Source organism: Pseudomonas acericola (SeqCode) (genome assembly GCF_053456465.1).
On record NZ_JBRFJB010000002.1, the window covers coordinates 87,025 to 112,731 of the forward strand.

Sequence of the window (25,707 nt, forward strand, 5' to 3'; positions counted from 1 at the left end):
GTTTTATATCTCCGGCCTGCTCAAAAGGAAGGTGACTAATGCGTATTGATCGTTTAACCAGCAAATTGCAGTTGGCATTATCTGACTCTCAATCCCTGGCGGTGGGCCTCGACCACCCGGCCATTGAGCCTGCGCACTTGATGCAGGCGCTCCTGGAGCAGCAAGGTGGTTCTATCAAGCCCTTGCTGATGCAGGTGGGCTTCGACGTCAACAGCCTGCGCAAGGAGTTGAGCAAAGAGCTCGACCAACTGCCAAAAATCCAAAATCCGACCGGCGACGTGAACATGTCCCAGGACTTGGCGCGCCTGCTTAACCAAGCGGACCGCCTGGCCCAGCAAAAGGGCGACCAGTTCATCTCCAGCGAACTGGTGCTGCTCGCCGCCATGGACGAAAACAGCAAGCTCGGCAAGTTGTTGCTGGGCCAGGGCGTGAGCAAGAAAGCCCTGGAAAATGCCATCAACAACCTGCGTGGCGGCGACGCGGTGAACGACCCCAACCATGAGGAGTCGCGCCAGGCCCTGGATAAATACACCGTCGACCTGACCAAGCGCGCCGAAGACGGCAAGCTTGACCCGGTGATCGGGCGTGACGATGAAATCCGTCGCACCATCCAGGTGTTGCAACGTCGCACCAAGAACAACCCGGTGCTGATCGGTGAGCCTGGCGTGGGTAAAACCGCGATTGCCGAAGGTCTGGCCCAGCGCATCATCAATGGTGAAGTGCCGGACGGCCTGAAAGGCAAACGCCTGTTGTCCCTGGATATGGGGGCGTTGATCGCCGGTGCCAAGTTCCGTGGCGAGTTCGAAGAACGCCTGAAATCCCTGCTCAATGAGCTGTCGAAGCAGGAAGGGCAGATCATTCTGTTTATCGACGAACTGCACACCATGGTCGGCGCCGGTAAAGGCGAAGGCTCCATGGATGCGGGCAACATGCTCAAGCCAGCGTTGGCGCGGGGCGAGTTGCACTGCGTCGGTGCCACGACGCTCAACGAGTATCGCCAGTACATTGAAAAGGATGCGGCCCTCGAACGTCGCTTCCAGAAAGTGCTGGTGGAAGAACCGAGCGAAGAGGACACCATCGCGATCCTGCGTGGCCTGAAAGAGCGTTATGAGGTCCACCATAAAGTGGCGATCACTGACGGTGCGATCATTGCGGCGGCGAAACTGAGCCATCGCTATATCACCGATCGTCAGTTGCCGGACAAGGCCATCGACTTGATCGACGAAGCGGCCAGCCGCATTCGCATGGAGATCGACTCCAAGCCGGAAGTGCTCGACCGTTTGGATCGGCGCCTGATTCAGCTGAAAGTTGAATCCCAGGCCCTGAAGAAAGAAGAGGACGACGCGGCGAAGAAACGCCTGGAAAAACTCCAGGAAGAAATAGTCCGTCTGGAACGCGAGTATTCGGACCTGGAAGAAATCTGGACCTCGGAAAAAGCCGAAGTGCAGGGCTCTGCGCAGATCCAGCAGAAAATCGAGCAGTCCCGCCAGGAACTGGAAGCCGCACGCCGTAAAGGCGACTTGAACCGCATGGCCGAGTTGCAGTACGGGGTGATCCCGGACCTGGAACGCAGCCTGCAAATGGTCGACCAGCACGGCAAGGCCGAGAACCAGTTGCTGCGCAGCAAGGTGACGGAGGAAGAAATTGCCGAAGTCGTCTCGAAGTGGACCGGCATTCCGGTGTCGAAAATGCTCGAAGGCGAGCGCGACAAGCTGCTGAAGATGGAAAGCCTGTTGCACCAACGTGTGATTGGCCAGGAAGAAGCCGTGGTGGCCGTGTCCAACGCGGTGCGGCGTTCGCGGGCCGGGTTGTCCGACCCGAACCGTCCGAGCGGCTCGTTTATGTTCCTCGGCCCAACCGGCGTGGGTAAGACCGAGCTGTGCAAGGCCTTGGCCGAGTTCCTCTTTGATACTGAAGAGGCCATGGTGCGGATCGATATGTCCGAATTCATGGAGAAACACTCGGTGGCTCGCTTGATCGGCGCACCACCAGGCTATGTGGGCTACGAGGAAGGTGGCTACCTGACCGAAGCCGTGCGGCGTAAGCCTTACTCGGTGATCCTGCTGGATGAGGTCGAGAAGGCTCACCCGGATGTGTTCAACGTGTTGCTGCAAGTGTTGGAAGATGGCCGGCTGACGGACAGCCACGGACGTACCGTGGACTTCCGCAACACGGTGATCGTGATGACCTCCAACCTGGGCTCGGCGCAGATCCAGGAATTGGTCGGTGATCGTGAAGGCCAGCGTGCAGCGGTGATGGATGCGCTGACCAGCCACTTCCGCCCGGAATTTATCAACCGGGTCGATGAAGTGGTGATCTTCGAGCCTCTGGCGCGGGATCAGATCGCAGGCATCACCGAGATCCAGTTGGGTCGCCTGCGCAGCCGACTGGCCGAGCGCGAGCTGGCCCTGGAGCTGAGCAGCGAGGCGTTGGACAAGCTGATCGCGGTTGGCTACGACCCGGTGTATGGCGCACGGCCTCTGAAACGTGCGATCCAGCGCTGGATCGAAAACCCGCTGGCGCAGCTGATCCTGTCGGGCAGCTTCATGCCTGGCACCAGCGTCGCGGCGACGGTGGAGAACGACGAAATCGTCTTCCATTGAGCCCAGCCACTGGCGCAATAAAAGGAGGCCCCGAATCGCGGGGCCTTTTTTTTCGATAGGGCGTTGAACTGTAAGGAAAAGGCTAGTAAAGTGCGCCCCGCAACAACGTCAGCCCACGGGTTTCTTCTCCCCAAGAAGAAATCAGAAACAAGCGCAAATCATTGTCTTAAAAGCAATTTAAAGGGTTGACAGGGGTTTTTAAGATTGTAGAATAGCGCGCCTCAGACATGACAACGTAGCGATACGGAAGACTCGAAGAGAAGGTTACACAGCAGTAGAAGTTGTACTTTGAAATATGTAGTTCCGTGATAGCTCAGTCGGTAGAGCAAATGACTGTTAATCATTGGGTCCCAGGTTCGAGTCCTGGTCACGGAGCCAATTTCAAACCGGGGTATAGCGCAGTCCGGTAGCGCGCCTGCTTTGGGAGCAGGATGTCGGGAGTTCGAATCCCCCTACCCCGACCATTTTTGGGTCGTTAGCTCAGTTGGTAGAGCAGTTGGCTTTTAACCAATTGGTCGTAGGTTCGAATCCCACACGACCCACCATTTTTGAAACCAGTTAACGCTGGGATCAGATCTTAAGATCAGAGGCCAAAAGCACTGATCGAAGAAGGCGACTGAAAGGTCGCCTTTTTTTTACCGGGGTATAGCGCAGTCCGGTAGCGCGCCTGCTTTGGGAGCAGGATGTCAGGAGTTCGAATCCCCTTACCCCGACCATATTAAAAATCCTCGTATCGAAAGATACGGGGATTTTTTTTGCCTGCGAAAAACCTGAATTCACCGCAAAGCAAATGTGGGAGCGGGCTTGCTCGCGAAAGCGGTGTGTCAGTCAGTACATTTGGCACTGAACCACCGCATTCGCGAGCAAGCCCGCTCCCACATTTACCAGGTCACATTCTAGATCCGGTTGTTAATGCAATTTGAGACGTGGTTCGGTGCCTCGGCCAATCTTGCTGCCCAGCATCAGCATCGCCGTGCGGAAGAAGCCATACAGCGCCATCTGGTGCATGCGGTACAGCGACACATAGAACATCCGCGCCAGCCAACCTTCCAGCATCACGCTACCGGTCAGGTTGCCCATCAGGTTGCCCACCGCCGAGAACCGCGACAGCGAGATCAGCGAGCCGTAGTCGGTGTATTTGTAGTTCGGCAGGTCCTTGCCTTCGATGCGCAGCTTCAGCGACTTGGCCAGCAACGAAGCCTGCTGGTGAGCGGCCTGGGCCCGTGGTGGCACATTGCGGTCTGTGCCCGGTTGTGGGCAGGCGGCGCAGTCGCCGAAGGCGAAGATGTTTTCGTCGCGGGTGGTTTGCAGCGTCGGCAACACCTGCAATTGGTTGATGCGATTGGTTTCCAGGCCATCGATGTCCTTGAGGAAACCCGGTGCGCGAATCCCGGCCGCCCACACCTTCAGGCTGGCGGGAATCACCTGGCCACTGCTGGTGATCAGCGCGTCGGCCGTCACTTCGCTCACCGCCGAGTTGGTCAACACGGTCACGCCGAGCTTCTCCAGGGTTTTATGCACAGGCCCGCCGATCCGCTCCGGCAGGGCAGGCAATACCCGTGGGCCGGCTTCGATCAAGGTGATGTGCATGTTTTCCGGCTTGATGCGGTCCAGGCCATAGGCCGCCAGTTCATGGGCGGCGTTATGCAGTTCGGCGGCCAGTTCAACGCCTGTGGCCCCGGCGCCGACGATGGCGACGCTGATCTGCTCGACCGCATCGGTTTGCCCGGCATGGGCGCGCAGATAGTGGTTGAGCAACTGCTGGTGGAAACGCTCGGCCTGCTTGCGGGTGTCGAGGAACAGGCAGTGCTGCGCCGCGCCCTCGGTGCCGAAGTCGTTGGTGGTGCTGCCGACGGCGATCACCAGGCTGTCATAACCCAGCACGCGCGCGGGCACCAGCTCACGGCCTTCTTCATCGAGGGTGGCGGCCAGCTGGATTTTCTTCTGTTCACGATCCAACCCGCTCATGCGCCCCAGCTGGAACTCGAAGTGGTTCCATTTGGCTTGGGCAACATAATTGAGTTCGTCTTCCGAAGAGTTCAGCGAACCGGCAGCGACTTCGTGCAGCAAGGGCTTCCAGATGTGGGTCAGGTTGGCGTCCACCAGCGTGATGCTGGCGGTACCGCGCTTGCCCAGAGTCTTACCCAGGCGGGTAGCCAACTCCAGGCCGCCGGCGCCGCCGCCGACGATAATAATACGATGGGTCATGGGGATATCTCGCAAGGCTAAAAGAAATCGGAGCAGTTACCCCCGCGAGCGCCAGGCAGCTCATAGCGTCAGGTAACTCAAAAGGCGGCTCAGCAGACCGAGGCCGATCACCACAACCAGCACCACACCAAGGAGCAGCCACGGCCGGAAAGGCTTGCGCTCGACTCGGTTCTGGGAGAGTTGCAGGTACTCTTCGACATGCTGTTGGTCATCGGGGTTCAGGCGGCTGGTCATAAAGGCCTCGTCAGGTAGACGTTGCAAAAGGGCGCCACGTTACAGTCCGGGGGCTCAGAGGCTGATGCCCACGTCGAACACTATGCTGCGGCCCAGGTTGTTGCGCAAGAAATCCGGCGCATCGGGGTGGGCAAACAGCACGCGGGCAAAGGTCGGCCCCACCAGTGACAGCGAGCGCCAGCCCTGGCGCAGATATTCTGTCGGCGGCGGGAAGTGGCTGTTGAGGTCGAGCACTTCACGCTTGAGGCTGGTGAAGGCGATAAGGTCCAGCTCCCCCAGCTCTATTCCGCGTTCTTTATAGTTGTGCGCCTTTTTGCGCAACGTCGGCGCCAGGCGCAGCAGAAACTCATGGGCGGGGATACGTCGCGGTTTGGCTTCGCGCCGTACCAACTGGCTGAGAGAGAAGGCGCTGCGCCGGCGCAGCAACTCGTCACGCCATTCGTCGTTCAGGCGCCGGCCCTCGTCCAGTACAAAAAACACCTCGAAACTGGCATCGCGAAACAGTACGTCCGGCGGCTCTTGCCCGGCGGCGTGAAACTCTTCGGCCCGGTAGGGCACATTCAAGCCTTGCAGCAGGCGCTGGCAGACCCAACGCTCACGCTCCCATTTGCGGGCATTGGACAAGAACGCGTTGGCTTGTTCGGCCGCTACGGTGAGCAGGCGCAAGTAATCTGAGTCATCCATGCTTGCAGCTTAGCGTCCAAATGATGACCGCAGGAAGTCCCGTTGCAAAAGGTCGGTGTAGACTGCTCACTCGACTGTTATTCAAGCAGGAGGGGCATCGTGATCAGTGCTGCAGTACTCGCACCACAAACCTTGGGCCTCGGCTGGCTGCTGTTTGTGCCCGTGGTGCTGTGGGCGATGGTGCGTTCACCCTGGGTCGAGCTGTTTGCCGACCGACGGCGCCAGCATTTGCTGTTCGGCACCGTGTTCGCGCTGTTTATGTTGTGGTTGGTACGGCGGGATTTTGATACCGGGGTCTCCTACCACTTTATCGGCATGACCGCCGTGACCCTGCTGCTGGATTGGCCCTTGGCAATCGTCGGCGGTTTTGCCGCCCAGCTCGGATTGATGGTGTTGGGACGCCAGGACCTGGCAGCGCTCGGCGTTAACGGCCTGCTGTTGATCGTGCTGCCGGTGCTGGTCACCGAAGCCTGCGCACTGCTGGTGGAGCGCGCGCAACCACGCAACCCCTTTGTGTATATCTTCTGCTCGGGCTTTTTCGCCGCCGCGCTGTCGGCCTTGCTCTGCCTGTTGCTGGGGTTGGGGCTGCTGTGGTTCGACGGGCGCTTCGCTATGCCGGAGTGGCTGGAAGACTTCGTCGGCTACTTGTGGCTGATCATCTTCCCCGAAGCCTTTATCAACGGCATGGTCATCAGCGCGTTGGTGGTGTTTTGCCCTGAATGGCTGGAGACCTTCAATCGCACCCGCTACCTCTCGGCGCCCTGGAAGGACGACGATTCGCCGCGTTGATCCAGATCAAATCCTGCGCCCACACACAGGCCCATGCTCTGCGAAATTTTCCAGGAGCACGGATCATGAGTGTGTACGAATGGGCACGGCAGGAGTTGCGCAGAAGTCAGGACGCGGCACAGGAAATCGGCTTTGACCCAGGCTTGACCCTGCGCGCCATGCTCAGTGCAGTGGTGCAGCAGAGCAAGGGTGTGCGCAGTTTCGAAGACCTGGCCGACGAGCTGCAATACCTTGCAGAGAACCTCGACGACCAGCAGGAATACGCCTTTATGCGGCCTTAGTGGCGCGGCGTCAGGTCTTCGGAAAACAGCTCATCTTCGGCATCCGGGGCCACGGGGATCTTGTGTTCCTCTGCGGCCCAGGCACCCAGATCGATGAGTTTGCAGCGGTCCGAGCAGAACGGCCGGTTGAGGTTGGTCGCAGTCCATTCCACGGGGGCGCCGCAGGTTGGGCAATCGACGGTCAAGGGTTGGCTCATGATCGGCCTCCACGCAAAGTAAGGTAAAAGTGGTGCAGTCGCTCGACCTCGCTGTGTAGCCAGGCGAGGTCCTTGTCATTGACCAGCACATCATCGGCATGTTTCAGGCGCTCTTCGCGGCTGGACTGCGCCTTGAGGATCGCCTGCACCTGCTGTTCGCTGATGCCGTCGCGCTGCAGGGTACGCTGAATCTGCAGCGATTGCGGCACGTCGATCACCAGGATGCGTTGGGTCATGCTGTGCTGGCCGGATTCGATCAGCAACGGCGACACCAGGATCGCGTAAGGCGATTGCGCGCGCGCCAGGTGGCTGCGAATCTCTTCGCCAATCAACGGGTGCAGCAAGGCTTCCAGCCAGCGGCGCTGTTCGGGTACTTCAAAGATCAGCTTGCGCAACGCGGCGCGGTCCAATTGGCCGTCAGGTTGCAGCACGCCGGCGCCAAAGTGCTCGGCGATACGCGCCAGAGCCGGCCGGCCGGGCTCGACGACCCAGCGCGCGACGTGATCGGCGTCCACCAGGTCGATGCCCAGATCGATAAAGTGCTGGGCCGCCGCGCTTTTGCCGCTGCCGATGCCGCCAGTGAGGCCAAGAATCCAGGGTGTTGCAACAGAAGTGGTCATCTGAAACCGACAGACTGCAAATAGAAGTCGGTTATTTGACCACCCCAGAGCAATGCAATCCAGCCGGCAATTGCCAGATAGGGGCCGAACGGCATCGGGGCCGACGCCTGGGTCTTGCGCAGGCGCATCAGGATCAGCCCTCCCATCACCCCGAGCAGCGATGACATCAGCAAGGTCATCGGCAGGATTTGCCAGCCGCCCCAGGCGCCGAGCATGGCCAGCAACTTGAAGTCGCCATGGCCCATGCCGTCCTTGCCGGTGGCCAGCTTGAACAGCCAGAACACCGACCACAGGCTCATATAACCGACCACTGCGCCCCATACGGCATCGGCCAGCGTCACCTGCCACTCGAAGCTGTTGAGGATCAGCCCCAGCCACAACAGCGGCAGCACCAATACATCCGGCAACAGTTGATGATCTGCATCGATCAGGCTCATCGACAGCAGCCCCCAACTCAGCAGCATGATCGCCGCCGCTTGCCAGCCAAAGCCGAAATGCCAGGCCACCATGGCCGAGATCAGCCCACAGGCCAGTTCGGTGAAGGGGTAACGCGCACTGATCGGCCCACGGCAATGGGTGCAGCGCCCCCGGAGCATCAGGTAGCTGAGCACGGGGATATTTTCCCAGGGACGAATCGGCTGGCTGCAATGGGGGCAGCAGGAATTGGGAAACATCAAGTTGTAGGTCGGCCCCGCCGGGTCGGTTGGCAGGCCGAGGACCTCCTGGGCCTGGGCGCGCCATTCACGTTCGAGCATTTTCGGCAGGCGCCACACCAGCACGTTGAGGAAGCTGCCGACGATCAGGCCCAGCACCAACGCCATGCCGACAAAAAGCCACGGTTGTTCACTCAGCAGCAGGCTCAAAATGCGCTCCCCAATTGAAACACCGGCAGATACATCGCAATCACCAGTCCCCCGACAATGCTCCCCAGCACGACCATGATCAGCGGCTCCATCAAGCTTGTGAGTCTATCCACCAGGCTGTCTACATCAGCCTCATAGTGGCTGGCGACCTTTTCCAGCATGCGGTCCAGCGTACCGGACTCTTCGCCGATGATCGTCATCTGGATCGCCATGCTGGGAAACAGGCCGCTGCCGGTCATGGCTTGATTCAATTGAATACCGGTGGCGACATCATGGCGCATGCGCTCTATGGCATGTCTGAATGGTCCGTTGCCGACGGCGCCGGCCACTGAGTCCAAGGCCTGCACCAGGGGAACGCCTGCGCTAAACGTAGTCGAGAGTGTGCGAGCGTAGCGGGCGACGGCGGATTTTTTCATCAATGCGCCTGCCAGGGGCGCTTTCAATAAAGCTGCTTGCAACCCGTGACGAAACCCCGGGAATACGCGATAAGCCTGGCGCAGCGCGGCAATGGCTAGACCCAGGCAAAGTGCAACGATCCACCAAGCGCGTTGCAGGAATTCGGACAGCGCAATAACCCCCAGGGTAAAACCGGGCAGCTCACCCTCGACGCCAGCGAAGAGGCTCTGGAATTGCGGCACCACGTGCATCAGCAGCAGCGTACAGACTACGCTGGCGACTACCAGCACCGCCGCTGGGTAAGTCATGGCCTTCTTGATCCGCGCCTTGAGTTGCTGGGTTTTTTCCAGGTGCATCGCCACGCGTTCCAGCAGTGTTTCCAAGGCGCCAGCTTGTTCGCCTGCCGCAATCAGGTTGCAGTACAACTCATCGAAGTAGCATGGCTGTTTGCGCAACGCCATTGCCAGGTTGGTGCCGGCGGCGATCTCTTGTTTCAACCCATTGACCAATGCTTGCATGCGCGGGTTTTCGAAGCCTTCGCCGACAATGCCGAGGGCTTGTAGCAGAGGGATGCCCGCTTTCAGCAGTGTGGCCAGCTGGCGGGTGAAGAGGGCGATATCCGCCGGGTTGATCGGTGATGTGAGGTTCGGCAAAACACTGTTTCGCTTACGCACACGGCCAGGGCAGATCCCCTGCTGGCGCAGCTGCGCCTTGATCAGCGCGGGGTTGTGGCCAGCGGTTTGCCCGCAGACCCTGCGCCCTTTGCGGTTGGTGCCTTCCCAGGCGTAGATCGTTGAAACGTTGTCCATGTCTCGGTTCCGCATGCGGGGAGTGGAAGATTTATAGCTTAGTCAGGTGACGAATTCGGACAGGCTGGCCGCGCGGGATAAAATGTCAGAATGTGCGTCTTGCAGGCGCTCGGGCGGTTGCGGATGAGTACACTGGCGCCGCTGCACACTACGGGGCGCAGGACGCGCCTTGTCATAGGTTCTATTCTGGAGAGTGAATGTGATACGTCAGAAAGGCTTTACCTTGATCGAGTTGCTGATCGTCGTGGCAATCATCGGCATCTTGGCCACCATCGGCTTGCCGATGTACACCACCCACCAGGCCAAGGCCAAGTTCACGGCGGGGCTGGCTGAAATCACGGCGTTGAAGGCCGGTTACGAGGACGTTTTCAACCAAGGCACAGTGCCCACCTTGCCCTTGATCGGTGGCACCACCCCGACCGCCAACTGCAAGATCGACGTGGCAGGGGATGTGGCCACGGGCGTCGGTTCCATCAGCTGCGAAATTATCGACGCCCCGGCGCCGGTACTGGGCAAGACCATCACCTTGACCCGCGACGCGACCAAGGGCTGGAAATGTGTGACCAGCGCCGAAGAAAAATACGTCGCCAAGGGCTGCGGCGCCAACGGGGCGTAACGGTCCAACCATCCACACGGACGTAGAGGTGGCTGATGGCGTTTTCCATACAGCGGCGCGGTAATGTGTTTCTGGTGCTGGCGGTGTGCTTGCTGGTGCTGGGGGTCTGTGTCCCTTTCAGTGGGCACGACCTGCAACGCACGCTGCAGATTGCCCTGGCGCTGGGCGCGCTGCTGTATGGGCTGTCGGCCCCCAACACGGCGTGGGTGGACCGGCCCACCGCGTTCGGCCTGGGGCTGGTGATCGCCCTGGGCCTGCTGTCTTCGGTCAGGGCCCACCGCCCTCTCTGGGCGTTCACCGAGGTGGCGTTGCTGGTCGGTTGCGGCGTGATTGCGCTGGCGTTCGCCGCGCTTCGCCGCCATGGCGGCGAGCCTCTGGACCGCGTCCTGCTGCTGGTTGTCGTGCTGTTGTGCCTTATCAAGTCGATCCAATACCTGCAGGCGGTGATGCTGGCGTTTAGCAGTGGCCAACAGGTGTTGGACCTCGATCTGTTGCTGTCGGGTTTTTCCAACAAGCGTTTCTACGGTCAATTCCAGACCTTCACCCTGCCGTTGCTGGCACTGCCGCTGTTGATGCCCACGCTTCCTCGTTTCTTGCGCGTTGGTGTGTTTGCCTTGCTGTCGGTGTGGTGGTTGATCGCCATCAGCGGGGGCACGCGGGGTACATGGCTCGGCATGGGCGCGGCGGGTGCCTTGCTGGTGGTGTTGGGGCCGTTCGGGCGACGCTGGTTGGCCTGGCAGCTGGCGGCGGTGAGCGTTGGCCTGTTGCTGTACGGGCTGTTGTTCACGGTGCTGACGGGATATTTGGGTATCGAGACCTCCAGTGATGCCAGCGATCGCCTCACCACGTCACTGTCGGGACGTGCCGAGATCTGGTGGCAGGCCTGGCATATGATCATCGAACGCCCTTGGCTGGGGCTCGGGCCGATGCAGTTTGCCGACATCCCCAACGACGTGGCGACCCATCCTCATCAGGCGATCCTGCAATGGGCCAGTGAGTGGGGTGTGCCTTCGACGATTTGCGTCGCCGCATTGGTCTGGCGCGGCGGTTGGGCCACTGTCAGCGTGCTGCGTGAGCGGGCGTTGTCGGCGCAACGTTCGGACCTGCTGCGCCTGTGCCTGTTTGCCGCATTGGTCGGCGCGCTGACGCAGTCCATGGTCGATGGCGTGATCGTGATGCCCATTTCACAGCTGTGGTTGGCGTTGGTGGTGGGTTGGCTGATGGCGCTGCACATCTGGGCGGTGGCGCCAACTGCCTTGCCGGCACCGGTCAGTCACCTGTGGACGCTGATGAGTGTATTGGCCGTTGGTCTGCTGATATTTGTTGCCGTTCGTGATGTGCCTCACATCGCACAGGCCCAGCAACGTTATGTCGGCGACACCCACAAGCGCCTCCAGCCGCGCTTCTGGGCCCAAGGGGTGATTGCGCTGCCTGGGTCGTGAGTTGCCGGACACCCGATGCGGTGCTAGCTTTAGCCCACCGCCCGTGTAGCTCAGTTGGTAGAGCAGCGCACTCGTAACGCGAAGGTCGCAGGTTCGATTCCTGTCTCGGGCAAAAAGGCAGCACTGTTTTCAGATGATCCCAGAATGGTTCTGAAGGCCAGACGAGTCGGTATTCACGCCCGCTCTTTTGTATCTGCGCAACCTTGATGACCCAGATGCATCCCCATTCCTTGATCTAAGAGAACGACATGACCACGACTGAAATGACCCAGGAAGTTCGGCACGCAGAAGCCCTCAAGAAATACCTTGAAGGCACGCCGCAGCTTAAAGAAGAGATCAAGGAACTGAGCGCTGATGATCAGCGGGACCAGATCCAGTGGGCATTCGAGGATGAGGCAGAGAGCCAGGGCTTGCAGCCTTGGGAACTGACCCTCAAGTACACCTCGACAGCGGACGAATTCGACACCGCACGGCTGGCCTTGCACAAGGAGGCGGCCGAAGTGTTGGGTGTTGAGTGGGAAGAGTATTGCGAGATGAATAATCTGGTGGTTTGAGTGCCTGCGGTGGAGGGGGCTTGTTGTGGCGAGGGAGCTTGCTCCCGCTGGAGTGCGAAGCGCTCCCAAAATTTTGGGGCTGCTGCGCAGCCCAGCGGGAGCAAGCTCCCTCGCCACAGCCAGCTCGCCTCTCCCTAGCATTGCCTCAGAGACTGAGGCGCATCGACAAATCCACCGCCTTCACATCCTTGGTCATCGCGCCAATGGAGATGTAGTCCACGCCGGTTTCCGCGATCGGCAGCAGCGTGCTTTCATTGATCCCGCCACTGGCTTCCAGCTTGGCCTTGCCGGCATTCAAGCGCACCGCTTCACGCATATCGTCCAGGCTCAGTTCGTCGAGCATGATGATGTCGGCGCCCGCCGCCAGCGCTTCACGCAATTCCTCCAGGCTTTCCACTTCGATCTCCACCGGTTTGCCCGGCGCGATCTTGTGGGCGGCCGTAATGGCCTGGGCAATGCCACCGCAGGCGGCAATATGGTTTTCCTTGATCAGGAAGGCGTCATACAAACCGATGCGGTGGTTGTGACAGCCACCGCAGGTGACCGCATATTTTTGCGCCAGGCGCAGGCCCGGCAATGTCTTGCGGGTGTCCAGCAGCTTGACCTGGGTGCTGGCGACAAAGTCCGCCAGGAACTGGGCGCGCGTCGCCACGCCAGAGAGCAGTTGCAGGAAATTCAGCGCGCTGCGCTCGCCGCTGAGCAGTGAGCGCGCCGGGCCTTCAAGGTGGAACAGCGCCTGGTTGGGGCTGACACGCTCACCGTCGGCCACCTGCCAATGCACGGCGACCCGTGGGTCCAACTGGCGAAATACCGCATCCACCCAAGCTGTGCCGGCAATCACCGCCGCATCGCGGGTAATGATCGTGGCCTTGGCCAGGCGCTCGGCCGGGATCAATTGCGCGGTGATATCGCCGCTGCCGATGTCTTCAAGCAGCGCGCGGCGCACGTTGGCTTCGATTTCGGCGGTGAGGTCGGCAAGACGGAGATTCGGCATAACAGGCTCCACAAACAAAGTGCCTGGATTATAGGGGCAGTGTGCGTTCGAACCCATAACCCGCCGCTCAATTACAGCCGAATGACAGAGTTTGCTGGCGCAACTACCCCCATTTGCAAGATAATCTCGCGCCTTGCAATTGGCGTCATAGCTTTGACGTCCTGGTGATGACTGGAATCGCGCAGCGCCCGCGCCATCATTCCCCAACAGACACCGCCGTATCAGGAGGCCAGGATGCACAATGACGGAAAGGTGGTGCCAATCAACAAGGCACAGGCTTTGCCATCGCCGCTCGCGCGCTTGCCGGTGGTGTTGCTACAGGTCCGTGACAAGGCCGCGCAGCAGTTGCAGCAAGGTCTGCAGGAACTGTTCGACAACGCCGACGACACCCTCTTCGAAATGGCCGACAAGGCGCGCAACAACCTCGATCACCATATTTTCTTTGAAGCCATGCGCGACCTGCGCCTCAAGCGCAAAAATTTCGAGCGCGTGTTCATGGAGCAGCTGTTCGCCGCCTTCGCCAACCTGGGCCTGGCGGGGCAGGGTGAGCGGCAGTTGGTGCCGGTGGTGTCCTACGACGCGGTGACGGGCACATCCCGCGATGAGTTGGAGAAAGCCGTGGCGCTGGAGGCCATGCTGGGGCGGGTGCGCCACCGTGACGGCCTGGCCCTGGGGCAATTGACAGCGCGCTTGAGTGCCGTGCTGGTCAAGGGCCTGGACGAGCGCGAGAACCCCTTGGGGCCGGCACTGTTGTGCGAGTTTTTCCTGCGGGCGGGGCGCAGCCTGGGGGTGGAAATCCGCGTCAAGCTGATCATGCTCAAGCTGTTTGAGAAGTACGTGCTCAGCGACGCCGACCAACTGTATGGCGAAGCCAATCAGCTGTTGGTCGCCACCGGCGTGTTGCCCGAACTCAAGGCGGTGCCCTCGCGGCGCCCCGGCGGGCGGGCGGCCCGTGAACACTTGCGTAAAGACAGCGTGCCGGCCACCGATGCACCGCTGGACGAAAACGGCCAACAAGCGTTCGCCGCCTTGCAGGAACGGCTCAAGGTTGTGCGTGGCAGCGTGGCGCCCACCCTGGAAGCCAGCGCCGAACTTCAGCCGATCGCAACGCGCGACCTGCTGCGGCTGCTGTCCCATTTGCAGCAGTACGTGCCCACGCCAGACACCGAAGACGATGTCGACCTGCGCAACCAGCTTGGCCAGTTGCTGACCCGGGTCAGCGTCAAGAGCGGCAAATCCCGGGTGGTGGAGGTTGCGGACGAAGACGTGATCAACCTGATGGCCATGCTGTTCGAGTTCATCCGCAAGGACCGCAACTTGCCGGGTGCGCTCAGGGCGTTGATCGCCCGGTTGCAGATCCCGTTGCTGAAAGTCGCGGTGCTGGACAAGAGTTTTTTCAGTCGGCCCAGCCATCCGGTACGGCGGCTGCTCAATGAAGTCGGTTGTGCCGCTGCGCAGTGGAGCCCACGGGACGATTATCAGCGCGACACGCTGTACCTGCGTATCGAGCAAGTTGTGCAGCGTCTGCTGAATGAGTTTGTCGAAGAACCGGCGATTTTTTCCCAGCTGCTCGCGGAGTTCACGGCGTTTATTGCCGATGAGCAGCGCCGCTGCGAACTGGTCGAGCAGCACACCCGTGACGCCGAGCAGGTGCGCGTGCTCAACGACGAGGCGCGCCACCGGGTTGCCCAGGTGCTGAATCATCGGCTGCTGGGCAAGGCATTACCGCCAGCCGTGGTGCAGTTTGTACAACAGGCGTGGAGCCAGGTGCTGTTGCTGGCCAGCCTCAAGTATGGCGAGCAGTCGGTGCAGTGGCAGTCGGCGCTGCGCACCCTGGACGAGTTGATCTGGAGCGTGGGCCTGCAAAGCGACACCGAAGCTGGGCGCCATCTGCTGGAACGCCTGCCGGGGCTGCTCAAAGCGTTGCGCGACGGCTTGACCAGCGCTGCGTTCGACCCGTTCAGCACCCGTGAATTCTTTGTGCGCTTGCAGGTATTGCACGTGCAGCCCCTGACGGGCGTCGAAGTGTTGAGCGTTGTCCGTGAGCCTTTCACCTTCGGCGCCGAGTTGCCCGACACCGCCCAGGACTTGCCGGGCGATGACCCTGACCTGATCAGTGCCCTGCAGATGCGCATCGGTGACTGGGTCGAGTTCCAGCAAGGCGGCGACGCTGCACTGCGCTGCAAGCTGACGGCGATTGTGGCGCCGGCCAATCGTTACATTTTCATCAGCCACACCGGCCTCAAGGTGCTGGAACAAAACCTCGGCCAATTGGCCCAGGCCTTCAAGCGTGGCGCCCTACGCAGGCTTGACGATGGGCCGCTGTTTGACCGCGCGCTGGCCTCGGTGCTGGGCAACTTGCGCCAACTCAATCGTGGCAAACCATCGCAACCACAGGGCTGAACGCGGCATACTGGTCACACTTTGTCACGTTCAAGGACCCTGTATGCAGTTGGACCCCCTCAGCGGTTGGTGCAAGGGCATTCGTCATTGCCCTTCGCCCAACTTCAACGAGCGCCCCGCCGGCGAAATCTCGCTGTTGGTGGTGCATAACATCAGCCTGCCACCGGCGCAGTTTGCCACCGGCAAGGTGCAGGAATTTTTCCAGAACCGCCTGGATGTCACGGAACACCCTTACTTTGAAGGGATCGCCGACCTACGCGTGTCTGCGCATTTTCTGATTGAGCGCGACGGTGCCGTGACGCAGTTTGTGTCCTGCATCGACCGCGCCTGGCACGCCGGGGTCTCGTGTTTCGAGGGGCGTGAGACCTGCAATGACTTTTCCTTGGGTATCGAGTTGGAAGGCACCGATGAATTGCCGTTCACCGACGCCCAATACACGTCGCTGATCGACCTGACCCGCCAATTGCTGGCGGCGTATCCAGGCATTACCCACCAGCGTATTTGTGGTCACAGCGATATCGCCCCGGGGCGCAAGACCGACCCCGGCCCGGCTTTTGATTGGGCGCGCTTTCGCGGCGCCCTGCAGGATGGAGGACACGCACAATGAGTTTCCTGGTGTTGGTGCTGGCGGTGTGGATCGAGAAATTCTCGGCCTTGCGCCAGCGGTTGCAGCGCGACGTTGGATGGCTGCGCGAACTGGCCAAGCTGGAATCGAGCCCGCGCATGGGCAAGCAGCCCTGGCTGATCCTGGTGCTGCTGGTGTTGCTGCCCGTGGCGTTGCTGGCGCTGTTGCTGCTGGTGCTGGAACCCGTGGCCTACGGCCTGCTGGCCCTGCCGGTGCACCTGTTGGTGGTGATCTACAGCCTGGGGCGCGGCGATCTATTGGCCGGGCTCGGGCCGTTCCGTGACGCCTGGCGGCGTGGCGACCTGCAAGCCGCCGAGCACGTCGCCGAGCGCGACCTGAAGCTGGGCGCCGACAGTGGCGAGCAACTGCTCGAACGCGTCCAGGGGCATCTGCTGTGGCAGGCGTACCAGAGCTTTTTCGCGGTGATCTTCTGGTACTTCCTGCTGGGCCCGGTTGCCGCCCTGGCCTATCGCCTGCTGGCTTTGGCCAACGAACACAGCCAGAACCCGCTGGTGGCCGAGCGCGCCGGGCAGTTGCGCCATGCGTTTGACTGGCTGCCGGTGCGCTTGCTGGCGGCCAGTTTTGCTCTGGTGGGCAACTTCGTCGCGGTCAGCCGCGTGATGCTCCACGAACTGCTGAGCTGGGACATCAGCGCCGCCCAGTTGGTGGAGAAAGTTGGCCTGGTCGCCGCCGAAATCCCACCACCGGTGGTAGGCGCAGACGGCATCAACAGCCTCGACCGGCTGTGGGAACTGCTGCTGCGCGCGGCAGTGCTGTGGTATGCCGGCTTCGCGATCTGGACCGTACTGCCTTAACCAAGCGAACGCGGTCAAAAATGTGGGAGCGAGCAAGTCGAATCGTCGCACCGCCGCTCCCACATTTGTTTTGTGGTGTCCCGGCTGTCGTTAACCTTACGTTACAAAACTCCCTTTCAAATTGAGCTATATAGATGGTGGCGTTCTGCCGCTGCCCTGCGCCTCAATAAAAATAAAAGAAAGGGAGTTCACCTGTGAAGAGCTTGCTCTATCCCGCCGTCGCGCTGATGAATCGCCTGAGCTTCGGCATGAAATTCAGCCTGATCAGCGTGCTGTTCCTGCTGCCGATGCTGGCCACCAACTATTACCTTGTGCGCGACTCCTGGCGCGAATTCCAGGGCACGCGCATCGAACTGCAAAGCCTGGATTTGCTCGGCAGCAGCCTGGCCCTGCGCCGCGACCTTGAAACCCTGAACAACCAGGTACAGATCAACGCGACCCTCGGCCAGTCCGGCAAGGCCGGTGACCTGGAAGGCAAGATCAGCGCCTTGGAGCAGAGTGTGCTGAGCCGCCTGCAAAGCCTTACTGCGATGGCCACCGACCCCGAGCAAATCGCCGCGTTTGACGCCAAGCGCGATGAATTGATCGCCGCCTTCAAGGCCCAGCAACAGGAAACCTCGCTGCTGAGCAAAAGCGCGCTGATCGGCAAGTTGCTCAACAAGGCGCAAATGCTCAGCCAGGTGATTGCCAGCCAGTCCGGCCTGAGCCGCGACCCCCAGGGCGATTTGCGCCAACTCACCGAGCTGGTCACCAGCATCACTCCGCAAGTCACCCAGACCCTGGGCGAAGGCCGGGCGATGGGCGCGTATTCCCTGGGCCAGGGCTTTCTCAACTCCTCCTCCAGCACGCGCTTTGACGAGTTGTTGCAGCAGTTGGAAAAACTCCACGGCGAATACGCCCTGAAGTTGCAGGATGCACTGGGCTCCAGCAAGGCCGCCCACGCCGCGCTCGATGGCCTGGCCAAGGCCAGCAATGCCAGCCTCAAGCAAGGCAGCGAGTTGTTTGAAGAGCAGGTGGTCATGGCCGAAACCCTCGACGCGCCTTGGCAAGGGTTCTACGACAACGTCAGCCAACTGATGGCCCAGACCTACCAGCTCGATGAGGCGACCCTCACATTCCTTGAGCAGCAATTGGAGCAGCGGCTGGCGCAAAACCGCACGCACATGGTTGGGCTGGTCTGCGCCCTGTCGGCGGTGTTTTTGCTGATTTTCTATCTGTACGCCGGCTTCTACGCGTCCACCCGCACCACCCTGCGCCGCCTCGGCGCGATGATGGACAAAGTCGCGGCGGGCGATATGACCGTCACCTTTGTTGCCCATAGCCGCGATGAGCTGGGCGAGTTGGGCGAGGTGTTCAACGGCACCGTGGCGAAAATCCATGACTTGATCGAGCGCGTCGGCCACACCGTCAGCCAGGTCGAAGTCCAGGCCGGCCAGGTGGAATCGGTATCGGCCCAGAGCAATCACGCGGTGTCCGGCCAGCGCAGCCAGATTGAACAGGTGGCGACGGCGATGAACCAAATGTCGTCCACCGCCCAGGAAGTGGCGCGCAGCGCGGCGGCAGCGGTCAGTAGCGCCCACAGCGTCAACGATGAAACCGTCAGCGGGCGCAGCCTGGTGCAATCCCAGCAGGGCAGCATCGCGCGGCTGGCCTCGGAGATCGACCAATCGGTGCGGGTGATCAACCAATTGGCCACCGACAGCCAGTCCATCAGCAGCGTGTTGGAAGTGATCAAAAGCATTGCCGAGCAAACCAACCTATTGGCGCTCAATGCCGCCATTGAGGCAGCGCGTGCCGGCGAGCAGGGCCGTGGCTTTGCGGTGGTGGCCGATGAGGTGCGTACCCTGGCCCGGCGCACGCAACACTCCACCGAAGAAATCGAGCAGATGATCAGCCGCTTGCACAACGGCGTGGCCGCAGCGGTGAAGGCCATGGGCAGCAGCCATGAAATGGCGAATGGCACGGTGGGGCAGTCAGAAAAAGTACAGCAGGCGCTGGAAAACATCCTCGGTGCTGTCGGCATGATCGTCGATCAGAACCAGCAGATTGCCGCCGCCGTGGAGCAGCAAACGGCGGTCGCCCATGATATCGACCAGAACATCGTCGAAATCAACCGCGCCGGCGAGCATGCGGCCCACGGTGCGCATCAGACCGAAGCGGCCAGCCGGCAGCTGTCGATGCAGGTGATTGAGTTGAAGCAGCTTATCGGGGCCTTTCGGGTGTAGGAGTTGAGGGTAGGACTAAGTTGTTTAAGGTGTGGCACTTGTCTTGATTTACCTACGGATCTTTTATTGCGCCCGGAATTGGTGAGAGTTTGTGTCCTCTAATCACGGTCTCGGGGAGAGTCGGCGATGACCGCAGTAATTGGCATTCGGGGGCATTGCGCCCAATGTGACATGACGTTCGAGCTCAAGCCTTGGCAATTGAATGCCATTGCCATCGACGAACCCTTTGAATGCACGTATTGCCAGTCGTGTCTGAAGCTCGGTAGCCATAAACAGCTGTGTCAGTTTCGTGCCTTGAACCAGTGGGCCCTGGTCCGTCCGAGCATGATCATCCTGACCTGCGCGACCTTGATGGTGGCGTTGGTGGCGGAGTGGGTGGGGCTGCTCAGCGTGATTGGGCAGTTCAATATTTCGCTGGTGACGGTGCTGGTTCATTTCCTCGTATTACGTTATGCCCGCTACCGGCAACGCATGACCCTCAACCTGCACAGCGTCAGCCGGCTACCAATCGAACAGCTCGCACGCATTGCGTGTACTCGCCTGCGCGAGCAGTAACGGTTCGATGCCCATGCGCTCGGCCAGGGCGCGGCAAATATCCGGCAGGTGCTGCGGGCTATTGCGCTGGCCGGGGTACATGGCGGGGGCCATGTCCGGGGCGTCGGTCTCCAGCACCACGCTGTCCAGCGGCAATTGCGCCAGCACCTTATGCATGCGCAACGCCTGGGGCCAGGTGGCCGCGCCGCCCAGGCCGAGCTTGAAACCCAGCTTGATGTACTCGCGGGCTTCCTCCGTGCTGCCGGCGAAGGCATGGATGATGCCGCCCCGTGGCAGGCGGATGCGCTTGAGGGTGGCGATCACGGCCGCGTGGCTGCGGCGCACGTGCAGCAGCGCTGGCAGTTGGAAGTCCACGGCCAGTTTCAGTTGGGTGTCAAACAGGCGTTGCTGGCGCTCGCGGTCCAGGTGTTCGAGAAAGTAATCCAGGCCGATCTCGCCCACGGCACACAATTGCCGATGGCCGTGCAGGCGGGTCAGCCAATCACCCAGTTCCACCAGGTCGGCGGGGCGATGGTCATCGAGATACACCGGGTGCAGGCCAAAGGCTGCGAACAAACCTTCATCCGCTTGCACCAGATCCCACAACCGTTGCCAATTCTGCTGATACACCCCCAGCACCACCATGCGCCGCACGCCGAGTGCACGGCTGTGGGCGAGGACTTCGCGGCGGTCGTTGTCGAAGTCCGCGAAGTCCAGGTGGGTGTGGGTGTCGATCAGCTCCACGTTCAGGCCTCGCGGATACGCTGCTTGAAGGTCCGGCCGATGGCATGTACGCCCGGCTGGTAGTGCTGCTCTTCGATGGCCGCGAGGGCCAGTTTCAGCGCGGTATCGGCGATCAACTGATGTTGCTGGGCCATGGCGTTGACTGGCAGCGGCAGGAAATCCAGCAACTGTGTGTCACCAAACGTGCCCAGCCGCAGCGGGCGCGACTTCAGCGGGAAGTCATGCAGCGCATCAAACACGCCTTGCAGCAGCACGTAGGACGTTGTTACCAGCGCGTCAGGCAAATGCCCCAGTTGTTGTAGAAGTTGCTCCATCAACTGTCGGCCACAGTCACGGCTGAAGGCTTCGCCCTGTTCGACGATCACCTCGCCGCTGAACCCTTGCAGCGCGTCACGGAAACCCGCCGCGCGCTCCTGGCTGATGCTCAGCTCCGGCCGTGCGCCAATCAGCACGATCTGCTTGGGCAGCGGTTGCAGCAGGCTGGCGGTCAGTTGCTGGCAGGCCTGGCGGTCGTCGCTGACCACCGAGCAGAACTGCGCGGTCTCCATCACCCGGTCGATGGCAATGATGGGCAGGCCCTTGGCTTGCAGTTCGCGGTAGCTGTCGTCACTGGCCGGCAGGCAGCTGGCGACAAACAGCGCATCGCAACGGCGGGCACGAAACAGTTGCAGCAACTGGCGCTCGCTGTTGGCGTCATCATCAGAGCTGGCGATCAGCAACTGATAGCCGCGTGCCCGTGCGCCTTGCTCCAACAGCTTGGCGATACGTGCGTAACTGGGGTTTTCCAGGTCGGGCAGGATAAAACCCAAGGTGCGCGTGTGCCGACTGCGCAGCCCGGCGGCTTGGGGGTTGGGCGTAAACCCATGGGCTTCAACCACGGCACGCACCCGTTCGACGGTGGCGTTGCTGATCCGTTGTTGTTCGGCCTTGCCATTGATGACGTAGCTGGCGGTGGTTACGGACACACCGGCCAAGCGTGCAATATCACTGAGTTTCAAACCGGGATTTCCTTGTTTTTTAGAGCTTGCCCCGACATTTTGTCCAATCGTAACCGATTACTGCACACGACCAATGTCCAAGCTCAAGTGCCGAGTGGTCCTTCAAGGATGCTCAATTAACGCGTAATCTGCCATAAATTCTAGATTAAACGTTTCAGCAAGCGTATTTTTACGATCTTCGCTACTGAGTGGCCACTGCCAATTGACTACTCAGTCAGCTATTACGCAACGCCATTACACTGTTTATTCAAAACAATACCTAGTGCGTCCATCGCACTAACTAGGAGAACGGCATGCTTGAGCTCACCCACGAGCAGATTTCCATGGGCCAGGTGGCTGTGGATAAGTCTGCTGCCTTGCACCTGCTCGCTGAAAAACTGGTGGCCGACGGCCTGGTCGCCGAGGGTTACCTCAGCGGTTTGCAAGCCCGTGAAGCCCAAGGCTCGACCTTTCTCGGTCAAGGTATTGCGATCCCCCACGGCACCCCGGAAACCCGCGACCAGGTGTTTGCCACCGGCGTGCGCCTGCTGCAGTTCCCCGAAGGAGTGGACTGGGGCGACGGCCAGATCGTCTACCTGGCGATTGGCATTGCCGCCAAATCCGATGAACACCTGCGCCTGCTGCAACTGCTGACCCGCGCCCTCGGCGAGACCGACCTCGGCCAGGCACTGCGCCGCGCCGGCAGCGCCGAAGCCTTGCTCAAGCTGCTGCAAGGCGCGCCGCAGGAACTGGCGTTGGACGCACAGATGATCAGCCTCGGCGTGTCGGCCGATGATTTCGAAGAACTCGTGTGGCGTGGCGCGCGCCTGTTGCGCCAGGCCGATTGTGTGAGCAACGGTTTCGCTGCCGTGTTGCAGCAGGTCGATGCACTGCCGCTGGGCGATGGCCTGTGGTGGCTGCACAGCGAGCAAACGGTCAAGCGCCCAGGCCTGGCGTTTGTCACCCCGGACAAACCCATGCGCTACCTCGGCCAGCCGCTCAACGGCCTGTTCTGCCTGGCCAGCCTCGGCGAAGCCCACCAAACCTTGCTGGAGCGCCTGTGCGCCTTGCTGATTGAAGGCCGTGGCCAGGAATTGGGCCGCGCCACCAGCAGCCGCGCGGTGCTTGAAGTGCTCGGCGGCGAACTGCCGCCCGACTGGCCCAGCGCGCGTATCACCCTGGCCAACGCCCACGGCCTGCACGCGCGGCCGGCGAAGATCCTCGCGCAATTGGCAAAAAGTTTTGACGGCGATTTGCGCGTGCGCATCGTCGATGGCCCAGTGGGCGCCGTCTCGGTCAAGAGCTTGAGCAAACTGCTGAGCCTCGGCGCCCGCCGTGGCCAGGTGCTGGAATTTGTCGCTGAACCGACGATTGCCGGCGATGCGCTGCCAGCCTTGTTGGCCGCCGTAGCAGAAGGCCTGGGTGAAGAGATCGAGCCGCTGCCGACCGTCACCGCGCAACCGGCCACTGTCGATATCGAGCCGGCGCTCAGCGCACCGTTGAGCGGCAGCCAGCTCCAGGCCATCGCCGCCGCGCCGGGCATCGCCATTGGCCCGGCGCATATCCAGATTCAACAAGTGTTCGACTACCCGCTGCGCGGCGAGTCCTCGGCCATCGAGCGCCAGCGCCTGCAAGCCGCCCTGGCCGATGTGCGCCGCGATATCCAGGGCCTGATCGAGCGCAGCCAGGCCAAGGCGATCCGCGAGATTTTCATCACCCACCAGGAAATGCTCGACGACCCGGAACTCAGCGACGAAGTCGACACCCGCCTCAAACAAGGCGAAAGCGCCGAAGCCGCGTGGATGAGCGTGATCGAAGCCGCCGCCAAGCAGCAGGAATCGTTGCAGGACGCCTTGCTCGCCGAGCGCGCCGCCGACCTGCGTGACATCGGCCGCCGTGTGCTGGCGCAACTGTGTGGCGTCGAAACCGCCCGCGAGCCCAGCGAGCCGTACATCCTGGTGATGGACGAAGTCGGCCCGTCCGACGTAGCGCGCCTTGATCCGACCCGCGTCGCCGGCATCCTCACCGCCCGTGGCGGCGCCACGGCCCACAGCGCCATCGTCGCCCGTGCCCTGGGCATTCCGGCGTTGGTGGGCGCCGGCCCCGCCGTGTTGCTGCTGGCCTCCGGCACGCCCTTGCTGTTGGACGGCCAGCGCGGCCGCCTGCATGTGGACGCCGACGCGGCCACCCTGCAACGTGCCACCGTCGAGCGCGACACCCGCGAACAACGCCTGCAAGCCGCCTCGGCCCAGCGCCATGAACCGGCGTTGACCCGCGACGGTCACGCCGTGGAAGTGTTCGCCAATATCGGCGAAAGCGCCGGTGTGGCCAGTGCGGTGGAGCAGGGTGCCGAAGGCATTGGTTTGCTGCGCACCGAACTGATTTTCATGGCCCACCCGCAAGCGCCGGACGAAGCCACCCAGGAAGCCGAATATCGCCGCGTCCTTGATGGTCTCGGCGGGCGTCCGCTGGTGGTGCGCACCCTCGATGTGGGCGGCGACAAACCGCTGCCGTATTGGCCGATTGCCCAGGAAGAAAACCCCTTCCTCGGCGTGCGTGGCATTCGTCTGACCTTGCAACGCCCGCAGATCATGGAAGCGCAATTGCGTGCGCTGCTGCGTTCGGCGGACAACCGCCCGCTGCGCATCATGTTCCCCATGGTCGGCAGCGTCGATGAATGGCGCGCCGCCCGCGACATGACCGAGCGCCTGCGCCTGGAAATCCCGGTGGCCGACCTGCAACTGGGCATCATGATCGAAGTGCCGTCGGCAGCCTTGCTCGCCCCGGTGCTGGCCAAGGAAGTGGACTTCTTCAGCGTCGGCACCAACGACCTGACCCAGTACACCCTGGCCATCGACCGTGGCCATCCGACCTTGTCGGCCCAGGCCGATGGCCTGCACCCGGCGGTGTTGCAGCTGATCGACATCACCGTGCGCGCGGCCCATGCCCATGGCAAATGGGTCGGCGTGTGCGGCGAGCTGGCGGCGGACCCGCTGGCCGTGCCGGTGCTGATCGGCCTGGGTGTGGACGAGTTGAGTGTGTCGGCCCGCAGCATTCCCGAAGTGAAGGCGCGGGTGCGTGAATTCAGTCTGAGCGAGGCCCAGGGCCTGGCGCAACAAGCACTCGCGGTGGGTTCGCCCGCCGAAGTGCGTGCCCTTGTGGAGGCCGTGTAAATGGCAAGGATTCTGACCCTGACGCTGAACCCGGCGTTGGACCTGACGGTGCGCCTGGCGCGCCTGGAGCCGGGCGAAGTCAATCGCAGTGACAACGTGCTGACCCACGCCGCCGGCAAGGGCGTGAATGTGGCGCAGGTGTTGGCCGACCTGGGGCATCTGGTGAGCGTGGGCGGTTTCCTCGGCGAGGCAAATCCCCAGGCGTTCAAAGCCCTGATCGCCCGCCGTGGTTTTGGCGACGCATTCATCCGCGTGGCGGGTGAAACCCGCAGCAATATCAAGATCGCCGAACAGGACGGCCGGATCACCGACATCAACGCACCGGGGCCGTTTGTCGATGAGCGGGCGCAAAAAGACCTGCTCAAGATGGTCGAGATCATCGGCCCTGAATTCGATGCGGTGGTCGTCGCCGGCAGTTTGCCGCGCGGTGTCAGCCCGCAGTGGTTTCAAGGTTTGTTGGAGACACTGAAAAACCTCGGTTTGAAAGTCGCCCTCGACACCAGCGGCGAAGCATTACGCGCCGGTTTGCAGGCGGGCCCGTGGTTGGTCAAACCCAACACCGAGGAACTGGCCGAGGCCCTGGGCAATGCCCCCGATGCCATCAGCCAATTGCACCGGTTGGGCGTGGAACATGTGGTGGTGTCCGATGGCGCCGCCGGCGTGAATTGGTACCGCCCCGACTCGGCGCTGCATGCCACGCCGCCCAAGGTCACGGTCGCCAGCACGGTGGGCGCGGGCGACTCGCTGCTTGCCGGCATGCTCCACGGCTTGCTCAGTGGCGACACCCCCGAGCAGACCCTGCGCCGCGCCACGGCGATTGCCGCGATGGCGGTGACGCAGATCGGTTTTGGCATCAGCGATGACGCGCAGTTGGCGCGCCTCGAAAGCGGCGTCGATGTACGCACGCTGACCGAACAATAA

General features: G+C 61.5%; 23 protein-coding genes and 5 tRNA genes. 18 read left to right on the forward strand and 10 right to left on the reverse strand.

What is annotated here, in order from left to right; genetic code table 11:
- The first annotated feature begins 38 nt into the window (after positions 1 to 38).
- The 5 genes from clpB (at position 39) to ACU688_RS06420 (ending at position 3,319) form a co-directional block, all read left to right on the forward strand.
- The gene (gene clpB / locus ACU688_RS06400) at positions 39 to 2,603 is read left to right on the forward strand and encodes an ATP-dependent chaperone ClpB (protein WP_017737922.1); all 2,565 of its coding nucleotides are present in this window, start codon (positions 39 to 41) and stop codon (positions 2,601 to 2,603) included.
- A gap of 302 nt (positions 2,604 to 2,905) precedes the next feature.
- A tRNA-Asn gene (locus tag ACU688_RS06405) sits at positions 2,906 to 2,981 on the forward strand.
- Between the two features lie 9 nt (positions 2,982 to 2,990).
- A tRNA-Pro gene (locus ACU688_RS06410) sits at positions 2,991 to 3,067 on the forward strand.
- Positions 3,068 to 3,072: 5 nt separating this feature from the next.
- A tRNA-Lys gene (locus ACU688_RS06415) sits at positions 3,073 to 3,148 on the forward strand.
- Positions 3,149 to 3,242: 94 nt separating this feature from the next.
- Positions 3,243 to 3,319, forward strand: a tRNA-Pro gene (locus ACU688_RS06420).
- 193 nt (positions 3,320 to 3,512) lie between these two features.
- On the opposite strand, the gene ACU688_RS06425 is transcribed toward ACU688_RS06420, so the two are convergent.
- The 3 genes from ACU688_RS06425 to ACU688_RS06435 are packed head-to-tail and all read right to left on the reverse strand — an operon-like array spanning position 3,513 to position 5,729.
- Positions 3,513 to 4,811, reverse strand: coding sequence for an NAD(P)/FAD-dependent oxidoreductase (locus ACU688_RS06425; protein WP_448184111.1), 1,299 nt, complete (start codon positions 4,809 to 4,811; stop codon positions 3,513 to 3,515).
- 60 nt (positions 4,812 to 4,871) lie between these two features.
- Positions 4,872 to 5,045, reverse strand: a complete 174-nt coding sequence (locus ACU688_RS06430; protein WP_016976295.1) for a DUF3094 family protein — start codon at positions 5,043 to 5,045, stop codon at positions 4,872 to 4,874.
- 54 nt (positions 5,046 to 5,099) lie between these two features.
- Complete coding sequence (locus ACU688_RS06435) at positions 5,100 to 5,729, reverse strand: DUF1780 domain-containing protein (protein ID WP_016971624.1); 630 nt, start codon at positions 5,727 to 5,729, stop codon at positions 5,100 to 5,102.
- A 99-nt stretch (positions 5,730 to 5,828) separates the two neighbouring features.
- Between ACU688_RS06435 and ACU688_RS06440 the strand changes: the two genes are divergently transcribed.
- Together ACU688_RS06440 and ACU688_RS06445 are read left to right on the forward strand one after the other, a co-directional pair.
- Entirely contained in the window at positions 5,829 to 6,518 is a 690-nt protein-coding gene (locus ACU688_RS06440; RefSeq protein WP_448184112.1) for an energy-coupling factor ABC transporter permease, read from the forward strand.
- A gap of 65 nt (positions 6,519 to 6,583) precedes the next feature.
- On the forward strand, positions 6,584 to 6,799 hold the full coding sequence (locus tag ACU688_RS06445; RefSeq protein WP_003171680.1) for a hypothetical protein: 216 nt from the start codon (positions 6,584 to 6,586) through the stop codon (positions 6,797 to 6,799).
- Here ACU688_RS06445 and yacG read toward each other — a convergent pair.
- The 4 genes from yacG to ACU688_RS06465 are packed head-to-tail and all read right to left on the reverse strand — an operon-like array spanning position 6,796 to position 9,684.
- Complete coding sequence (gene yacG, locus ACU688_RS06450) at positions 6,796 to 6,996, reverse strand: DNA gyrase inhibitor YacG (protein ID WP_017737928.1); 201 nt, start codon at positions 6,994 to 6,996, stop codon at positions 6,796 to 6,798. The two genes, ACU688_RS06445 and yacG, sit on opposite strands and share 4 nt — an antisense overlap.
- Positions 6,993 to 7,616, reverse strand: a complete 624-nt coding sequence (gene coaE, locus ACU688_RS06455) for a dephospho-CoA kinase (RefSeq protein WP_448184113.1) — start codon at positions 7,614 to 7,616, stop codon at positions 6,993 to 6,995. Before coaE ends, yacG begins: the two co-directional genes overlap by 4 nt.
- Positions 7,613 to 8,479 (reverse strand): prepilin peptidase, encoded by an 867-nt coding sequence (locus ACU688_RS06460; RefSeq protein WP_448184114.1) that lies wholly within the window; start codon positions 8,477 to 8,479, stop codon positions 7,613 to 7,615. The genes coaE and ACU688_RS06460 overlap by 4 nt, the downstream gene beginning before the upstream one ends.
- Positions 8,476 to 9,684, reverse strand: a complete 1,209-nt coding sequence (locus ACU688_RS06465; RefSeq protein WP_448184115.1) for a type II secretion system F family protein — start codon at positions 9,682 to 9,684, stop codon at positions 8,476 to 8,478. The genes ACU688_RS06460 and ACU688_RS06465 overlap by 4 nt, the downstream gene beginning before the upstream one ends.
- 202 nt (positions 9,685 to 9,886) lie before the next feature.
- Between ACU688_RS06465 and ACU688_RS06470 the strand changes: the two genes are divergently transcribed.
- From ACU688_RS06470 to ACU688_RS06485, 4 genes are all read left to right on the forward strand, one after another.
- Positions 9,887 to 10,300 (forward strand): pilin, encoded by a 414-nt coding sequence (locus ACU688_RS06470; protein ID WP_448184841.1) that lies wholly within the window; start codon positions 9,887 to 9,889, stop codon positions 10,298 to 10,300.
- A gap of 35 nt (positions 10,301 to 10,335) precedes the next feature.
- On the forward strand, positions 10,336 to 11,742 hold the full coding sequence (locus tag ACU688_RS06475; protein WP_448184116.1) for an O-antigen ligase family protein: 1,407 nt from the start codon (positions 10,336 to 10,338) through the stop codon (positions 11,740 to 11,742).
- Between the two features lie 39 nt (positions 11,743 to 11,781).
- Positions 11,782 to 11,854 (forward strand) — tRNA-Thr (locus tag ACU688_RS06480).
- A gap of 136 nt (positions 11,855 to 11,990) precedes the next feature.
- Positions 11,991 to 12,296 (forward strand): DUF6388 family protein, encoded by a 306-nt coding sequence (locus ACU688_RS06485; protein WP_448184117.1) that lies wholly within the window; start codon positions 11,991 to 11,993, stop codon positions 12,294 to 12,296.
- Between the two features lie 145 nt (positions 12,297 to 12,441).
- Here ACU688_RS06485 and nadC read toward each other — a convergent pair whose 3' ends face one another.
- Positions 12,442 to 13,290 carry a carboxylating nicotinate-nucleotide diphosphorylase gene (gene nadC / locus ACU688_RS06490; protein WP_124527522.1) on the reverse strand — a complete coding sequence of 283 codons (849 nt, stop codon included), beginning with the start codon at positions 13,288 to 13,290 and terminating at the stop codon, positions 12,442 to 12,444.
- Positions 13,291 to 13,524: 234 nt separating this feature from the next.
- Between nadC and ACU688_RS06495 the strand changes: the two genes are divergently transcribed.
- The 5 genes from ACU688_RS06495 to ACU688_RS06515 all read left to right on the forward strand — a co-directional run bounded on the left by ACU688_RS06495 (position 13,525) and on the right by ACU688_RS06515 (position 19,913).
- Positions 13,525 to 15,693 carry a DUF1631 domain-containing protein gene (locus ACU688_RS06495; protein ID WP_448184118.1) on the forward strand — a complete coding sequence of 723 codons (2,169 nt, stop codon included), beginning with the start codon at positions 13,525 to 13,527 and terminating at the stop codon, positions 15,691 to 15,693.
- A gap of 43 nt (positions 15,694 to 15,736) precedes the next feature.
- Positions 15,737 to 16,300: a 1,6-anhydro-N-acetylmuramyl-L-alanine amidase AmpD gene (gene ampD, locus ACU688_RS06500; protein WP_448184119.1), complete on the forward strand. Its 564-nt coding sequence runs from the start codon at positions 15,737 to 15,739 to the stop codon at positions 16,298 to 16,300.
- Positions 16,297 to 17,133, forward strand: a complete 837-nt coding sequence (gene ampE, locus ACU688_RS06505) for a regulatory signaling modulator protein AmpE (protein ID WP_448184120.1) — start codon at positions 16,297 to 16,299, stop codon at positions 17,131 to 17,133. Before ampD ends, ampE begins: the two co-directional genes overlap by 4 nt.
- 1,520 nt (positions 17,134 to 18,653) lie before the next feature.
- Positions 18,654 to 19,358: a methyl-accepting chemotaxis protein gene (locus ACU688_RS06510; protein ID WP_448184842.1), complete on the forward strand. Its 705-nt coding sequence runs from the start codon at positions 18,654 to 18,656 to the stop codon at positions 19,356 to 19,358.
- Between the two features lie 126 nt (positions 19,359 to 19,484).
- Positions 19,485 to 19,913: a hypothetical protein gene (locus ACU688_RS06515; RefSeq protein WP_448184121.1), complete on the forward strand. Its 429-nt coding sequence runs from the start codon at positions 19,485 to 19,487 to the stop codon at positions 19,911 to 19,913.
- Here ACU688_RS06515 and ACU688_RS06520 read toward each other — a convergent pair.
- The gene (locus ACU688_RS06520; RefSeq protein ID WP_448184122.1) at positions 19,860 to 20,636 is read right to left on the reverse strand and encodes a TatD family hydrolase; all 777 of its coding nucleotides are present in this window, start codon (positions 20,634 to 20,636) and stop codon (positions 19,860 to 19,862) included. The two genes, ACU688_RS06515 and ACU688_RS06520, sit on opposite strands and share 54 nt — an antisense overlap.
- A 2-nt stretch (positions 20,637 to 20,638) precedes the next feature.
- A complete protein-coding gene (gene cra, locus ACU688_RS06525; protein ID WP_448184123.1) occupies positions 20,639 to 21,634 on the reverse strand; it encodes a catabolite repressor/activator in 996 nt (331 codons plus the stop codon).
- Positions 21,635 to 21,927: 293 nt separating this feature from the next.
- On the opposite strand from cra, the gene ptsP reads away from it, so the two are divergent.
- Both ptsP and pfkB read left to right on the forward strand, forming a co-directional pair.
- Positions 21,928 to 24,786, forward strand: coding sequence for a phosphoenolpyruvate--protein phosphotransferase (gene ptsP / locus ACU688_RS06530; RefSeq protein ID WP_448184124.1), 2,859 nt, complete (start codon positions 21,928 to 21,930; stop codon positions 24,784 to 24,786).
- Positions 24,787 to 25,707, forward strand: a complete 921-nt coding sequence (pfkB, locus tag ACU688_RS06535) for a 1-phosphofructokinase (RefSeq protein WP_448184125.1) — start codon at positions 24,787 to 24,789, stop codon at positions 25,705 to 25,707.

Excerpts from the sequence above, each read along its gene's own strand:
- clpB (WP_017737922.1), top strand. The coding sequence starts at position 39 with ATGCGTATTGATCGTTTAACCAGCAAATTGCAGTTGGCATTATCTGAC.
- ACU688_RS06425 (WP_448184111.1), bottom strand. The coding sequence starts at position 4,811 with ATGACCCATCGTATTATTATCGTCGGCGGCGGCGCCGGCGGCCTGGAG.
- ACU688_RS06430 (WP_016976295.1), bottom strand. The coding sequence starts at position 5,045 with ATGACCAGCCGCCTGAACCCCGATGACCAACAGCATGTCGAAGAGTAC.
- ACU688_RS06435 (WP_016971624.1), bottom strand. The coding sequence starts at position 5,729 with ATGGATGACTCAGATTACTTGCGCCTGCTCACCGTAGCGGCCGAACAA.
- ACU688_RS06445 (WP_003171680.1), top strand. The coding sequence starts at position 6,584 with ATGAGTGTGTACGAATGGGCACGGCAGGAGTTGCGCAGAAGTCAGGAC.
- yacG (WP_017737928.1), bottom strand. The coding sequence starts at position 6,996 with ATGAGCCAACCCTTGACCGTCGATTGCCCAACCTGCGGCGCCCCCGTG.
- coaE (WP_448184113.1), bottom strand. The coding sequence starts at position 7,616 with ATGACCACTTCTGTTGCAACACCCTGGATTCTTGGCCTCACTGGCGGC.
- ACU688_RS06465 (WP_448184115.1), bottom strand. The coding sequence starts at position 9,684 with ATGGACAACGTTTCAACGATCTACGCCTGGGAAGGCACCAACCGCAAA.
- ACU688_RS06475 (WP_448184116.1), top strand. The coding sequence starts at position 10,336 with ATGGCGTTTTCCATACAGCGGCGCGGTAATGTGTTTCTGGTGCTGGCG.
- ACU688_RS06485 (WP_448184117.1), top strand. The coding sequence starts at position 11,991 with ATGACCACGACTGAAATGACCCAGGAAGTTCGGCACGCAGAAGCCCTC.
- nadC (WP_124527522.1), bottom strand. The coding sequence starts at position 13,290 with ATGCCGAATCTCCGTCTTGCCGACCTCACCGCCGAAATCGAAGCCAAC.
- ACU688_RS06495 (WP_448184118.1), top strand. The coding sequence starts at position 13,525 with ATGCACAATGACGGAAAGGTGGTGCCAATCAACAAGGCACAGGCTTTG.
- ampD (WP_448184119.1), top strand. The coding sequence starts at position 15,737 with ATGCAGTTGGACCCCCTCAGCGGTTGGTGCAAGGGCATTCGTCATTGC.
- ampE (WP_448184120.1), top strand. The coding sequence starts at position 16,297 with ATGAGTTTCCTGGTGTTGGTGCTGGCGGTGTGGATCGAGAAATTCTCG.
- ACU688_RS06510 (WP_448184842.1), top strand. The coding sequence starts at position 18,654 with ATGTCGTCCACCGCCCAGGAAGTGGCGCGCAGCGCGGCGGCAGCGGTC.
- ACU688_RS06515 (WP_448184121.1), top strand. The coding sequence starts at position 19,485 with ATGACCGCAGTAATTGGCATTCGGGGGCATTGCGCCCAATGTGACATG.
- ptsP (WP_448184124.1), top strand. The coding sequence starts at position 21,928 with ATGCTTGAGCTCACCCACGAGCAGATTTCCATGGGCCAGGTGGCTGTG.
- pfkB (WP_448184125.1), top strand. The coding sequence starts at position 24,787 with ATGGCAAGGATTCTGACCCTGACGCTGAACCCGGCGTTGGACCTGACG.